We start from the raw sequence: 12,753 nt of genomic DNA, 5'->3' as shown, positions 1-12,753 counted from the left end.
CCTTTCCTTCGCTAAGTATTAAGAAAATTATCCATTTTTCTTTTTTTATTTTTCTTATTGCAATGGGATAGTTTCTGATGGTTGAGAGTAAATATGTGATGTTGAACATCACCTAAGAAAGACTAGTCGTGATTGTCAAAAATGGTATTACACGGTATTACACGAAAGGAGAAACAAGGTGGGGATTAGGATAATTGGCTGCGCCTTCCTTAGGCAGCCTGTTGTTTTTGTTCGGCAATGGCTAACGTTGCAGAGGTGATCACAAAATATTTGGGAGTAAATCGTTTGCTCTTCGATTGTATTTTTAACTGTAACCGATATCGGTATTTTCCTACTAACTGTTTTTTATTCGAGATGTTTCCAGATAAGTTAGAGATTGCCTGAACGGTCTTAGTTGGCTGGTCACGGTCTGAGACGTATTCGTCCAAGTTCACAACTTGGGCGTCTTCAAAGAGAATGCGGTGAATGGATACCGAACAGTCACCGCTTTGATTCCAAGCTTGATCCGAGCCATTCATATTCAGGGGATGAACCGACCAATTAATGGTTTGTCCTAGGGTTGCAAATGAGCATAACGCCGTCGAACCCTCTCCTTCGCTGTTTGGGTTGTTATCCATCATAAAAGCGGAGCCTTGTAGCGAATTGTTTTTGAGGGTTTTTTTAAGGTTAATAAACACCATAATGTCCAGCTCTTGTGGACTTGGTGCTTGATGTTCGTGGAAGATAGACATAACGCTTGTCCAAATGGTCTAGATTCGCCAAACGTTACAATAGTTGGGGCGTTGTGGGTATTACACGGTATTACACGAAAAAATTGGTTTGCTTTGTTAGTGTTTTGAGGGCCAGTTGAATTAGGGTAATATGGTCGACTATTTGAAGACAATTACTTCGGTTATATATGAGTATTCAAGATAAGTATGTTCACAATCCCACTTTTGAGTGGCGTTTTCTACTTCCACAATATTGGCTGACATGGATTGGTTTGCTGTTCGCCGTTTCATTAGCGTTTGTGCCGTTTCGTATACGGGATAAGCTGGCATCCAAAATGGCACACCTTCTTGTCACGCGTAAAAGCAGCTCGACCATCAAGCGGGCTAGAATCAATTTAGAGCAATGCTTTCCAGAAAAATCCCTTGCAGAACGGGAAGATATTCTGAAACGCTGCTGTGAGACGGCGTTGCAGTTTTACCTTAGCTACGCTGGCTTATTAGTGCGTAGTAAGCGCCATAATCAATCTAAAGGGTCGATGATTGGGGCCGAGCATTTGTTACCCTTGTTAGATCGTGGGGAAAAAATCATCGCGTTGGTACCGCACTGCTGGGCCATTGACTATGCCGCGGTGATGATTGCGGCGAAAGGTTATCAAGTTTCTACCATGATGAAGCCGCAGAAACAAAAGATTCTCGATTGGCTGATCCATAAACAGCGTATGCAATATGGCGGTAAAATTTACCCTCGTGAAGTGGGCATTAAGCCGTTTTTGAAATCGGTGAAGGAAGGGTATTTGGGCTATTACTTACCGGATGAAGATTTAGGCCCCCAGCATTCAGTGTTTGTGCCTTTTTTCGGGGCTCAAAAAGCCACTATGAAAGGGCTTGGCAAGTTTGCCAAATTAACAAAAGCAGTGGTGGTTCCAATGTTACCAACCTATAACTCAGAAAATGGTCAGTATGAGTTGTTCATATTGCCTGCGTTGGAAAACTTTCCCACGGGGAATGAAGAGCAAGATGCTATCGCTATGAACCAAGCCATGGAAACCTTGATCGCCGAACACCCCGAACAATATATGTGGATTTTGAACCTGCTTCGCAGCCGTCCGGATGGGTCTAAGCTGTATTAATCAGTGTGAGACCTTTGCTCGTAATGTCGAGTAAAGGTCTCTATGTGTTTCTTTTCACACTCTTCTCCTCCTTCACTCTTTTTTCCTCTTCTTTCAATGGTAAACTCCATTCACAAGTTTAAGCTTATTTACTCGGCAGCCGATTGTTCGCCTGTCAGATAATTGGCTTAGTAGGTATTAGTTGTATATGGAGCTCTCAATGTCAGACGCGTTACACCCCCCAATCAGTCATGATGACATCACTGCGGTAAAAGCGTACTTATTAGCCCTTCAAGATCGTATTTGTGAGGAGTTAGAAGCGTTTGAGCCCGAGGCGCGTTTTCGTGAAGACACCTGGGATCGCCCCAAAGGGGGTGGTGGACGCTCCCGTGCGATTGCCGGTGGCACTGTGATCGAAAAAGGCGGAGTGAACTTCTCTCACGTGATGGGAGAAAACCTGCCGCCATCCGCCACAGCAGGTCGTCCGGAACTTGCTGGTGGCAGTTTTGAAGCCATGGGTGTCTCGTTGGTCATCCATCCTAATAATCCTTTTGCTCCTACCTCCCACGCCAATGTGCGTTTGTTTGTAGTAAAAAAAGACGGTATGGAACCAGTATGGTGGTTTGGCGGTGGATTTGATCTGACCCCTTATTATGGCTTTGACGAAGACTGTATCCATTGGCATCAAACCGCTTACGATGCGCTGGCTCCCTTTGGTGAGGATTTATATCCACGGCTCAAAAAATGGTGTGATGAGTATTTCTATCTGAAGCATCGCCAAGAACCGCGCGGTATCGGTGGTCTTTTCTACGATGATTTCAATGAAGGTAGCTTTGACCATTGCTTTGGCATGATGCGTGCGGTGGGTGATGCTTATTCACAGGCTTATATGCCGATCTTAAAACGCCGCAAGGACCACGATTTCAACGAGCAACAGCGCGATTTCCAGCTGCACCGGCGTGGTCGTTATGTGGAATTCAACTTGGTATTTGACCGTGGTACACATTTTGGTTTGCAAAGCGGTGTGGGGCGAACTGAATCCATCTTGATGTCACTACCACCCGAAGTGCGTTGGACTTACTGTTATGAGGTAGAGCCGAATAGCGAAGAAGCGAAGTTAACGGATTATTATCTCACTTCAAGGGATTGGCTGACGCTATCCGAATCATCTTGTGAAAAGGAGTAGACTTATTTTGGATCAATACGCCGTTGTCGGGAATCCCATTGCTCACAGCAAATCACCCAGTATTCACGCGCATTTTGCTCAGCAAACAGGCCAACAAATGGTCTATTCGACGTTACTGGGTGACGAGGTTGATTTTGAAGCGCAGGTACGTGACTTTTTTTCCAAAGGGGGAAAAGGTCTTAATGTTACGGTGCCCTTTAAAGAACGTGCTTTTGCTATGTGCGATATTCTTAGCAAACGTGCGAAGCAAGCTGGTGCAGTGAACACGTTATTAGTGGGCAAAAATGGCGATTTGTTTGGCGATAATACTGATGGTGTGGGCATGGTGCGAGACATTACCCAAAACCACGGCCAGTCGTTAAAAGACAAACGCATCTTGCTGATTGGTGCGGGTGGCGCGGTACGTGGTGTTTTAGAGCCCTTGCTAAGCGAGCAGCCAGAATCTGTCACCATCGCCAATCGTACCGTAGAAAAAGCCCAGGCTTTAGCGGAACATTTCGACTGCTTGGCATCGTCTTTTGAGGCGCTTCAAGGCGACTTTGATGTCATTATCAACGGCACATCGGCGAGTTTATCGGGTCACTTACCGCCACTAAAAGACGAGCTGATCGGCAAGCAGACTTGGTGTTACGACATGATGTACGGCAAAGAGCGAACCATTTTTTTGCAATGGGCTTATGAGCGCGGCGCGACGGGAGCCGATGGCCTTGGCATGTTAGTCGGACAAGCCGCTGAGTCTTTCTACCTGTGGCGTCAGGTACGCCCAGAAACCGCCAGCTTGGTAGACGAAATGCGTCAGCAAATGAAAGCCGCTGACTAATCGGTGACATAAGTTGGTTAATCTGCGAAGTGATTCAGCGAGATAGGCAAAAAAGGAAAGCAGTATGAAAGCGCAATGGTTTAATTCGGTCGATCAAATTGGTGAAGCAAGATGGCAAGCGGCCATTGGTGAGACCCGTTATCCTTTTGCGCAGTTTGCTTTTCATAAAGCCTTAGAGCAAAGTCAAAGCATTGGCGACGGTACGGGGTGGTATCCTGAATATCTTCTGGTGATGAACGAGGATGACTCGCCTCTTGCCATTGCCCCGACCTATTTAAAAACGCACTCCCAAGGAGAATTTGTCTTTGATTGGTCGTGGGCGGATGCCTACCAGCGTTATGGTATGCACTACTTTCCGAAACGTATTTGGGCGGTGCCGTTTTCGCCTGTGACGGGCGTTCGATTATTCTCCCATATGGACCCAAAGGGGGATGATGCTGAGTTTGCCCATCTGTACCCTGCTCTTGCGGATGTTATGACCCAAGCGAACCAAGAACGCGGCTTTTCCAGCTGGCACCTGTTGTTTACCAAACCAGAACATGCGGATTTATTTCGTCATAATGAAGATCTGCTGCAGCGTATCTCTTGCCAGTTCCATTGGTTCAATCGGGGCTATCAAGACATGGAAGATTACTTTTCGCACTTTGCCAGTCGCAAGCGTAAAGCGGCTCGTAAAGAGCGTGACAAAGTCGCTAAACAAGGGATCACACTGACGCGAACCTTGGGCAGTGAACTAACGCCAGCGGAAATCGACTTTTTCTACCTGTGCTATCAATCTACCTACGCCAAACGTGGACAGCAAGGTTATTTGACTCGCGAATTTTTCGCACAGTTAGCTGAAACCATGGGCGAGCAGATTCTCTTAGTACAAGCCTATAAAAACGACGAGCCAATCGCCGCTTCTTGGTGTTTCTTCGATGACCATTCTTTATATGGCCGCTATTGGGGCTGTGTGGAAGAAGTGGATTGCCTGCATTTTGAAGCGTGCTACTACCAAGGCATTGAGTTTTGCTTGGAAAAAGGGTTACAGCATTTTGATCCAGGCACTCAAGGGGAACACAAAATTGCCCGTGGTTTCGAGCCAGTATTCAGTTACAGCGTCCACTACATCGCCCACGAAGGCTTCCGCGAAGCCATTGGCAACTTCTGTGAGGAAGAAGCCCAAGCTGTGCGGGAATACCATCAAGATACCCATGAAATGCTGCCGTTTAAGCAAGCCACATAATTATCGGCTTCGTGTTGTAAGGGAGTTGAGAGACAGAAACATTTAAGATGACTAATCTTCATCAAGTGCTTCGAACCGATAATGGGTTAAAAACATCACCTATCTTCCCTAGCAAAACTGGCCTATTCAGTTTTGCTCTTTAGCCTTAGTTATAGTGATCCCCAGGCAAAATAAGCTAGCGATGATTGAGACTAAATAAAATATACCGCTTACTGTACTGGTAGATGCAATAGAGAATGCATAACCAACTAATAATATACCGAGACCCATACCAGCACGTTCAATAAAATAAGATATGCTGATCAAACGATCTGTCGCTAACCCTTCGGGAGAGTGCTGTAGAATGGCGTAATAAACGGTTTCCGTTGCGGCATCAAATATACCAGCAAGAAATGAAAATAATAAAATTACCCATAGACTATTAGACCAAAATACGCCAAGGAAAAGAAGAAATGTGATTGCTAAAAAACAGATGAAAATGCTTGATTCGTCTAAATAATATAGTTTTAGTTTATTTACAGCCATTGGTGTAATAACTGATGCAAAAATTTTACCTGCGCCCCATAAAGCCATAATCCATCCGACAAGAAAGGCTGGGTTTTCTAGACTGAATTCTCTTGATAGGATTGGAAAGCCTACATTATGAGTGGATGAGCCAAATGCCTCAATAAAACGTGCTATAAAGATAACGCCAACTATCATCCAGATGTTCTTCAGCATGACCATGTCAAATTTTTCTGGTTTAGAAGAGGGTCTATCAGAAGCTGATACGTTGAGCTGATTGCTATTTATTCGTAAAGCAAAAAATATAACACCTGATAACAAAAAGGTTCCACCATCTATCAGAAATATCATTTGGACAGGCAAAAAATCATATAAAATACCTGCTAAAATACCACCTATCACCACTGCAATACCATGTATCGAGGCCAAAAGGCTATTCATTTGATGACGAAAGTTAGCACCTAGAAACTGAGGAACTTGTGTATAGAGTGAAACATGGAATGTGCCTTGAAATAGGCCCATAAAAAAAGGCAGCACAACAATAAGGGCTGGATGAGCTGGTTCTGGACTAAAAGCCAGAGCAAGCATTATTATTCCATTTGCATAGTCAGATGCTGTTTGAATGATTCGATGAGACCAAAAACGAGATAAAACAGGCGTCAAAAATGCTCCCATCACGGAGCCTGACATTTTTAAGGCGAGGATAAATCCGAGTATTATTGGGTTATCATATAATGAAAGGGCATAAACACTAATCACAATTGTATTTATAAATGCACTGATATCCGAAAGCTGTTTTGCGCCAAGCCATACCCACATTTTTAAAGGTAACTGATTTAGTTGAATCATTCGGTTATCTTTCCTTATTGTAAAACGCTTATTCGAACGAGTAACAAATTACGATATGCAAGACGAGAAATGTCTATTTGCTTAACAGGTTCTGCTTGATGATATAAAACTCGATCATTTACAACTAGTATTTCAAGAAAAAGATTCTTTAGTATGGCTATCAAACATGAACAAAAGGAAAAATTTGATGGGTTGGCCGATGACTATGACAGCTATCGGCCTCGCTATCCTCGTGTTTTATTTGAGACGTTGCTGGCGTCATTGAAGCATCGTAAAGACCTAACGCTGGTTGATGTTGGTGCGGGGACTGGGATTGCTTTGGAGTCGATGATTGAGGTGTTAGGGAGAGCACATCATTACCATGCTATCGATATCTCCTCCGACATGATTGATCATGGGAAAAGAAAGTTTCCTGATGTTAACTGGCATAAAGGTAAAGCTGAAGACGTTCTTCTTGGGCTGGAGAGTATTGACCTGATCATTGCTGCGCAATCTTTTCAGTGGATGGACCGACCAAGCCTACTGTCTGCCATTGACCGTCGACTGAAGGTGGGAGGTATTTTTGGTGTTATCCAAAATAATCGGTATTTTGAAGGAAGTGACTTTCTGGATGAGTATGAATCCCTTTTGGAGCGCATGAGTCCAGGGTATTCTCGTTACTATAGGAAATTCGACTTTTTACAAGAGATGAAAGAAAGTTTTGGGTCAAAAAGCAATGTGACTTTACATACCCATGATTGGGTTATGACGATCCCATCCAATGCATTTATTGGTATGAGCCGTTCTTCTACACAAGCGCAACGAGCAATTACTGCCCATGGTGAAGCCTTTATTAATCAGCTTACTGATCTGATCACACGATATGAAAAAGAAGGGCTATTAGAAATAGCTTATCGCAGCGAGTTATTTATGTACTCAAAATAGCATGCAGTTTTTTAACCCAATTGATTATTCTTAATGATTTAGGAATTAGTTTATCAGAGCGCGGCTTAGCCCAGAGATGCATGTCAGCGATAAAGCGTAGCCAAAGATGATACCAATTCCTCCATCGCCAAGCGCAGTTTTGGTGGGCCAAGGACTTCTAGTTCCGCTCCAAAACGCAGCAGCTCAGTACAACCGTACGGTGTGTCTCCGACTGGGAACCTAGCACGATGCCAACCCGAATCATCCACAGGTTCAATCGTTGCCTGATTCACAGCATAAGAAGAGCACACGTGTTGCATGATCTTCACACCCAACGCCGTTAAGCGCACCTCGGCGATAATCGGAAATTGGAGTGTTTCCATACGACGTAAACTATCTTGCCAAAATGCGACTAAGTTGAAGTCTTTGGGGCGTTCAAAATTTTCATCTAGTAACGTCAGCAATTCAATACGGGATACGCGATATGTCCGAATATCACGGTCTACTTTCGCGATCAAATACCACTGTCCGCCCTTTAAAACGATGCCCAGAGGTTGGAGCTGACGCTTTATTTCTCCTTTCCAACTCTGATATTGCATGACAATAAGCCGTTGCTCCAACACGGCTGTCATCAACTTTGGCAAGTAGGCAACCTTTTCATCGTCAAAAAACCAGTTCGGAGCATCCAATAAAAATCGGCTTTGTAAGCGATCCGCCTCGTGTCTTAAGTCTTCCGGCAGCGCTGCTTTTAGTTTTAATTGCGCATCGGCAAGCGTCGTGTCTAGCCCCATCTTTTGAGCTGGGCCAGATAAACCTGCCAGAAATAATATTTCTGCTTCATTGGCAGAAAGCCCGTTTAAACGAGTACGGTAACCGTGTAACAGCCGATAGCCACCTTGTACTCCTTGTTCGCTGTAAACTGGAACCCCAATTGCGCTAAGTGCTTCGATATCCCGATACACAGTACGGATCGACGTTTCACAGGCGTCGGCTAAGGCGCGAGCGGTGACCTTCTCATGGGACTGTAACATCATCAGAAGTTTCAGTATTCGGCTGGCTCGCATGAGATTCTCCTTTATAGTGCCAAGCGAATTTTATTTTGCCAGTATAAAGGAAATACCTGACATAAGATGGCAGCTTTAGTCTCTAACATAGCTCATGTAGTCACCATTACTTACAACAAATTTTGAGGCAACCGACATGAGCAACATTCTTCGCAACAACGACACTATTACTCTATACCATGCCCCACAAACCCGAAGCAGTGGCGTTTGGGTTCTACTGGAAGAATTAGGCATACCCTATGAGATGGAAGTTCTGAATTTAACTGCAGGAGAAAATCAGCAACCGGAGTTTTTGGCTATAAACCCCTTGGGTAAATTCCCCACGCTTGTCCATAAGGGGACCGTTGTGACCGAACAAGTGGCTTGTTACCTATACTTGGCTGACCTGTTTCCTGAAAAAGGATTGGCTCCCGGCTTCAGTGATCCTAAACGCGGTGCCTATTTACGCTGGATGGCCTACCAAGGCAGCAGTTTTGAACCAGCCATGGTCGATCAAGCTTTTAATCGCTCTCCCGTTGATGCACTCCACTCGTCCTACGGTAGTTTTGACAAAATGTTAAAAACAGTGTTCGATCAAATAGCTAAAGGCCCTTATTTACTGGGAGAACAGCTTTACGCTGTCGACATCCTTTGGGGTATCAGCTTGAAATGGTGTCGTATGTTTGGATTGATTACTACGAGCCCAGTCGTTGACGCTTATATTGAACGCATCATCTCACGTCCAGCCTTCATTAGCGTTGAACAACAAGATCAAGCATTGAAGCTCGCCCAAGAGTCGTTGGCGGGTAAGCGGTGAGTTGTAAACCATATACACCTCTCTCTTACTAGGGGGAGGCGTTTAGGCTTGCTGTTCCCTCCCCTTTTGTTTTTCAAGGGGAGGGTTAGGGAGGGGTTGTTAATTATGTCTCGCCGCGCTTACTTGTCGAATGCGTTCAGCAGGAAATTCGAGTTTAGGCAGTAGGTAAGCTTTTAAGTCATTTGGGTAGCCGAGTTCATCTAATGCGGCTGCCATACAATTGAGCCACATGGCTTTTTCTTTATCCGTGACGATTAAGTGTGCATGGACTTGGGGTAAACTGATTGGCCCATATTTTTTCGAAAATAACTTTTCGCCGCCCATCCAACCAGATAAAAAAGACACCAATTTGTCGATGGTTAGCTCAAGATTGCTAGGGTGCATGTCAAACAAGGGGCGAAATTCAGGGGTGTTTCCCATGATGCGATAGAAGGTTTCGACTAGGGTTTGTAGCCCAGTTAAACCACCAACCGCTTGTAAGGTTCCATCGCCTTCGCCATAAACGGGTATATTAGTCGTTGTCATTGTCGTCGGTATCTTTTCCATGAAATCACTATGAGCCTTTTGCTCGACTACTGCGTTTGCCAATACTTTGTTAAAAACAGACTCAAAATGCTTATTTATCGCGATAAACTCCGCTTGCTCATCTGTTTTTGCCGCGTCTTAGCGTCGCTCGTGACATCGTGCAAAGGTCTCTCTGTGTATAAAAATGAGCAGTGATTTTAGCAAATTTTCCATTGATTTGAGAGATAATTGTGGAAAAAAGAATCGGTTATCCCTCTATGCTAAACTTGGTCTGATCGATATTTTCTCTCAACACTGTGGATAAATACAGTATCAGTTCATAAAACAAACATTTCATAGTGTGTTTCACGCCAAATTGCGCTTTTTACTGCAAAAAAGTGCGTTAATTATGTATAACTAGGACTATTTTCCACATTTGCGATTGAAAAAGTGCGATGTGTATAGTATTGCCGTTATCCACAATATAGCGATTATCCACAAGGATCCGTTCCCAGTGCTCAAAAAATCTTTTCAACAGCTGCGTCATTCCTATCAAGTTGATGCGCTTCTTCATAAAAAAATCTGGCGAATGGCTTGGCCGCCCATGGTGTCGAATATCACTACGCCACTTCTCGGTTTGGTGGATACCGCGGTGGTGGGTCATCTAGGGAGCGCAACGCCTCTTGGTGCCGTGGCGATTGGCGGTAGTATCTTTAGCTTCCTGTTTTGGGCGTTTGGATTTTTGCGCATGGGATCCACTGGATTAACAGCGCAAGCCATGGGACAAGAGGATGATCGGCGCGTTCGAGAGCTATTATTGCAATCGGTGTTGATGGGAGTGTTTATCGGCTTAATGCTGATTCTATTTCGTGGGCCGATTATTGATCTGGCGATCGATCTAATGTCGCCCAGTGCTGATGTCGCACCATGGGCTCGATTGTATTGTGAGATACGAATTTTCAGTGCGCCTGCGGTATTAGCGGGCTATGCCTTAATTGGCTGGTTTTTCGGTGTGCAATATTCCAAAGGCCCACTTTGGATGTTATTAGCGATTAACCTTGCGAACATGATATTCGATTACATCGCGGTCTATCATATGGGCATGGCCAGTGATGGGGTCGCTTGGGGCACTTTACTGGCTCAATATCTTGGCGTGACCATTGCGATTGGTCTGGCATTTTTCCGCTTAAAAGGTTTTTCTGGTCAAGTACCGCTGAAGGCGCTTGCTAAATGGCGGTCGTATATAGCCTTGATTCAAGTAAACCGATACCTATTTGTACGGACGATTTTGCTTTTGTTAGTGATGCTCTTTTTCACCGCACAAGGGGCGCGTCAGGGAGATGATATCTTGGCGGCGAATGCGGTGTTAATGACATTTTTAATGATCATATCGAATGCGTTAGATGGTTTTGCCTTTTCTGTTGAAGCATTATGTGGTGAGTCCTATGGTCGTAAAGATAAAGCTAATTTCCAAAAAGTGATGCGTCTTTCTACCTATTGGGCCCTACTTGCGGCGTTGATATTAGTCGCTATTTTTTGGATTTTTGGCAATCAAATCATTGCTTTATTAACAAGCGTTCAAAGTGTTCGGAACGATGCGGCTCTGTACCTACCCTGGCTGATTAGCTATCCTCTGTTGGGTATTTGGTCGTTTATGTTAGACGGTGTATTTATTGGTACAACCAGCGTGAAACAGATGCAAAACACCATGATTCTTTGCGTATTAGGTGTCTTCTTTCCGGTTTGGTATCTGTCTCAAGGGCTGGGAAACCATGGTTTATGGTTAAGCCAAGCCGCTTTGTTTGTTGCTCGCGCCATCACTTTGTATTGGTGTTATCGACAAAATATAAAAAACAATGTTTGGTTTGCTGCAAGATAATTAATGGGGCGGTTGGTGTTCATTTCGACGTAATGAACGCTGAATGCGCGTTTCTTCTTTTTGCCTGTTTAGTAGATGATCTTCCACAAAGACCAAATGATCGTGTGCGGCCGCCCGGGCGGCGTTGCCATCACCCGCCATGATGGCCTCATAAAGGGTTTTGTGTTGTGCCATCACCGCTTGTCTTGCTTGAGGTTGTTTGAACAAGTTCTGCAAGTTCGCCGAGACACTTCTAGCAAGCACGGCGTATAGACTGCGTAATGTATGCAGCAACACGATATTGTGGGCGGCTTCTGCAATGATCATATGAAAGTCGGCATCAAGCTTTGCTTCAAGGGCAAAGTCTTGTGCTTGGTTAGCTTCGGCTAAGGCATGGAAGCATTGGGTTAATTTGGCTCTATCGGCCTCGGTACTTCGCGTGGCGGCATAATAAGATGATAAACCTTCCAATGCGTCGCGAAACTCCAATTGATCGTATAAAAACTCATCATGGGCACAAAGCAGGTCTTGTAATGGATCCGCAAATGAGCTGCCAATGTTGTCTGCTACGTAAGTACCGCCACCATGTCGGCTGAATAAAATTCCCCGTGCGATTAGCTTTTGAATGGCTTCTCTGAGTGATGGGCGAGATACCTCAAAGCGGGCGGCCAATTCCCGTTCTGGTGGTAATTTTTGCCCTGGCGTAAAGCTGCCTTCAAGGATCATGCTTTCCAATTGCTGCATAATGATATCGGAGATTTTTGGTGGTTTTACACGGCTGAATGAGTCGGACGTCATCTTGTTATTCCTTTTTAGCTCAAGGATGGTATGGAACACATTGTTTCTATTTAACTTTTTATAGTGGTCTGACCTATTTGTTTTTTATACATTTTGAGACTTTTTCACGACTACTGCGCTTTCTCGTCTTTTTTTGCCGCATCTTGGCGTCGCTCGTGACATCGTGCAAAGGTCTCATTGATATAGCGATGTTTATTCTCTGTGTATAAGTGAAAAAGTGGTAAAACCAATCAAAAATGTCGCTAAAATTCATAAATATCGCCAATTTAACCACTTGACAAAAGCTGGCTTGATTTCTATTGTTGCTCTATATTCACGGTCAATTGGTATGACCAATTAAAAGGGTTGTCGATGTATTTGTCCAGTCGTACTCTTTTAAAATAATAAAATGCTTTAAGTTGTTTGCTTGGTTTTCAAGGAAAACGGC

The 12,753-nt window shown here is 44.3% G+C and carries 13 protein-coding genes; 7 read left to right on the top strand and 6 right to left on the bottom strand.

Going from position 1 to position 12,753, the window contains the following annotated elements; all coding sequences use genetic code 11:
- Window positions 1–209: 209 nt before the first annotated feature.
- Window positions 210–731 carry a hypothetical protein gene (locus JHD45_RS06455; RefSeq protein ID WP_199475686.1) on the bottom strand — a complete coding sequence of 174 codons (522 nt, stop codon included), beginning with the start codon at window positions 729–731 and terminating at the stop codon, window positions 210–212.
- Window positions 732–898: 167 nt separating this feature from the next.
- Between JHD45_RS06455 and lpxM the strand changes: the two genes are divergently transcribed.
- The 4 genes from lpxM (at window position 899) to JHD45_RS06435 (ending at window position 5,050) form a co-directional block, all read left to right on the top strand.
- Window positions 899–1,840 (top strand): lauroyl-Kdo(2)-lipid IV(A) myristoyltransferase, encoded by a 942-nt coding sequence (gene lpxM / locus JHD45_RS06450; RefSeq protein WP_199475685.1) that lies wholly within the window; start codon window positions 899–901, stop codon window positions 1,838–1,840.
- Window positions 1,841–2,039: 199 nt separating this feature from the next.
- Complete coding sequence (gene hemF, locus JHD45_RS06445; RefSeq protein ID WP_199475684.1) at window positions 2,040–3,005, top strand: oxygen-dependent coproporphyrinogen oxidase; 966 nt, start codon at window positions 2,040–2,042, stop codon at window positions 3,003–3,005.
- 7 nt (window positions 3,006–3,012) lie between these two features.
- Window positions 3,013–3,825 (top strand): shikimate dehydrogenase, encoded by an 813-nt coding sequence (aroE, locus tag JHD45_RS06440; protein WP_199475683.1) that lies wholly within the window; start codon window positions 3,013–3,015, stop codon window positions 3,823–3,825.
- Window positions 3,826–3,889: 64 nt separating this feature from the next.
- Entirely contained in the window at window positions 3,890–5,050 is a 1,161-nt protein-coding gene (locus tag JHD45_RS06435) for a GNAT family N-acetyltransferase (protein ID WP_199475682.1), read from the top strand.
- 126 nt (window positions 5,051–5,176) lie between these two features.
- Here JHD45_RS06435 and JHD45_RS06430 read toward each other — a convergent pair whose 3' ends face one another.
- Window positions 5,177–6,403 carry an MFS transporter gene (locus JHD45_RS06430; RefSeq protein WP_199475681.1) on the bottom strand — a complete coding sequence of 409 codons (1,227 nt, stop codon included), beginning with the start codon at window positions 6,401–6,403 and terminating at the stop codon, window positions 5,177–5,179.
- Window positions 6,404–6,417: 14 nt separating this feature from the next.
- Window positions 6,418–6,567: a 2OG-Fe dioxygenase family protein gene (locus JHD45_RS22575; RefSeq protein ID WP_199475680.1), complete on the bottom strand. Its 150-nt coding sequence runs from the start codon at window positions 6,565–6,567 to the stop codon at window positions 6,418–6,420.
- Here JHD45_RS22575 and JHD45_RS06420 point away from each other — a divergent pair.
- Window positions 6,557–7,327 carry a class I SAM-dependent methyltransferase gene (locus JHD45_RS06420; protein ID WP_199475679.1) on the top strand — a complete coding sequence of 257 codons (771 nt, stop codon included), beginning with the start codon at window positions 6,557–6,559 and terminating at the stop codon, window positions 7,325–7,327. The genes JHD45_RS22575 and JHD45_RS06420 overlap by 11 nt on opposite strands.
- A gap of 83 nt (window positions 7,328–7,410) precedes the next feature.
- Here JHD45_RS06420 and JHD45_RS06415 read toward each other — a convergent pair whose 3' ends face one another.
- Complete coding sequence (locus JHD45_RS06415) at window positions 7,411–8,370, bottom strand: helix-turn-helix transcriptional regulator (protein ID WP_199475678.1); 960 nt, start codon at window positions 8,368–8,370, stop codon at window positions 7,411–7,413.
- A gap of 136 nt (window positions 8,371–8,506) precedes the next feature.
- Between JHD45_RS06415 and JHD45_RS06410 the strand changes: the two genes are divergently transcribed.
- The gene (locus JHD45_RS06410; protein ID WP_199475677.1) at window positions 8,507–9,166 is read left to right on the top strand and encodes a glutathione S-transferase family protein; all 660 of its coding nucleotides are present in this window, start codon (window positions 8,507–8,509) and stop codon (window positions 9,164–9,166) included.
- 99 nt (window positions 9,167–9,265) lie between these two features.
- Here the strand turns inward: JHD45_RS06410 and JHD45_RS06405 are convergent, their stop codons facing one another.
- Window positions 9,266–9,691, bottom strand: coding sequence for a group II truncated hemoglobin (locus JHD45_RS06405; RefSeq protein ID WP_199475676.1), 426 nt, complete (start codon window positions 9,689–9,691; stop codon window positions 9,266–9,268).
- 568 nt (window positions 9,692–10,259) lie between these two features.
- On the opposite strand from JHD45_RS06405, the gene JHD45_RS06400 reads away from it, so the two are divergent.
- Window positions 10,260–11,549: an MATE family efflux transporter gene (locus JHD45_RS06400; RefSeq protein WP_199475728.1), complete on the top strand. Its 1,290-nt coding sequence runs from the start codon at window positions 10,260–10,262 to the stop codon at window positions 11,547–11,549.
- Here JHD45_RS06400 and JHD45_RS06395 read toward each other — a convergent pair whose 3' ends face one another.
- Window positions 11,550–12,326, bottom strand: coding sequence for an FCD domain-containing protein (locus JHD45_RS06395; protein WP_199475675.1), 777 nt, complete (start codon window positions 12,324–12,326; stop codon window positions 11,550–11,552). It lies immediately after the preceding gene.
- Window positions 12,327–12,753: the final 427 nt, after the last annotated feature.

The organism is Marinomonas spartinae, assembly GCF_016461715.1.
GTDB classification, from domain to species: Bacteria; Pseudomonadota; Gammaproteobacteria; order Pseudomonadales; family Marinomonadaceae; genus Marinomonas; species Marinomonas spartinae_A.
This window is presented reverse-complemented; position numbering and strand designations above follow the sequence as displayed.

Bases quoted from the DNA above. Each gene is read 5' to 3' on its own strand.
- JHD45_RS06455 (WP_199475686.1), bottom strand. From the start codon at position 731: ATGTCTATCTTCCACGAACATCAAGCACCAAGTCCACAAGAGCTGGAC.
- lpxM (WP_199475685.1), top strand. From the start codon at position 899: ATGAGTATTCAAGATAAGTATGTTCACAATCCCACTTTTGAGTGGCGT.
- hemF (WP_199475684.1), top strand. From the start codon at position 2,040: ATGTCAGACGCGTTACACCCCCCAATCAGTCATGATGACATCACTGCG.
- JHD45_RS06435 (WP_199475682.1), top strand. From the start codon at position 3,890: ATGAAAGCGCAATGGTTTAATTCGGTCGATCAAATTGGTGAAGCAAGA.
- JHD45_RS06430 (WP_199475681.1), bottom strand. From the start codon at position 6,403: ATGATTCAACTAAATCAGTTACCTTTAAAAATGTGGGTATGGCTTGGC.
- JHD45_RS06420 (WP_199475679.1), top strand. From the start codon at position 6,557: ATGGCTATCAAACATGAACAAAAGGAAAAATTTGATGGGTTGGCCGAT.
- JHD45_RS06415 (WP_199475678.1), bottom strand. From the start codon at position 8,370: ATGCGAGCCAGCCGAATACTGAAACTTCTGATGATGTTACAGTCCCAT.
- JHD45_RS06410 (WP_199475677.1), top strand. From the start codon at position 8,507: ATGAGCAACATTCTTCGCAACAACGACACTATTACTCTATACCATGCC.
- JHD45_RS06405 (WP_199475676.1), bottom strand. From the start codon at position 9,691: ATGACAACGACTAATATACCCGTTTATGGCGAAGGCGATGGAACCTTA.
- JHD45_RS06400 (WP_199475728.1), top strand. From the start codon at position 10,260: ATGGCTTGGCCGCCCATGGTGTCGAATATCACTACGCCACTTCTCGGT.
- JHD45_RS06395 (WP_199475675.1), bottom strand. From the start codon at position 12,326: ATGACGTCCGACTCATTCAGCCGTGTAAAACCACCAAAAATCTCCGAT.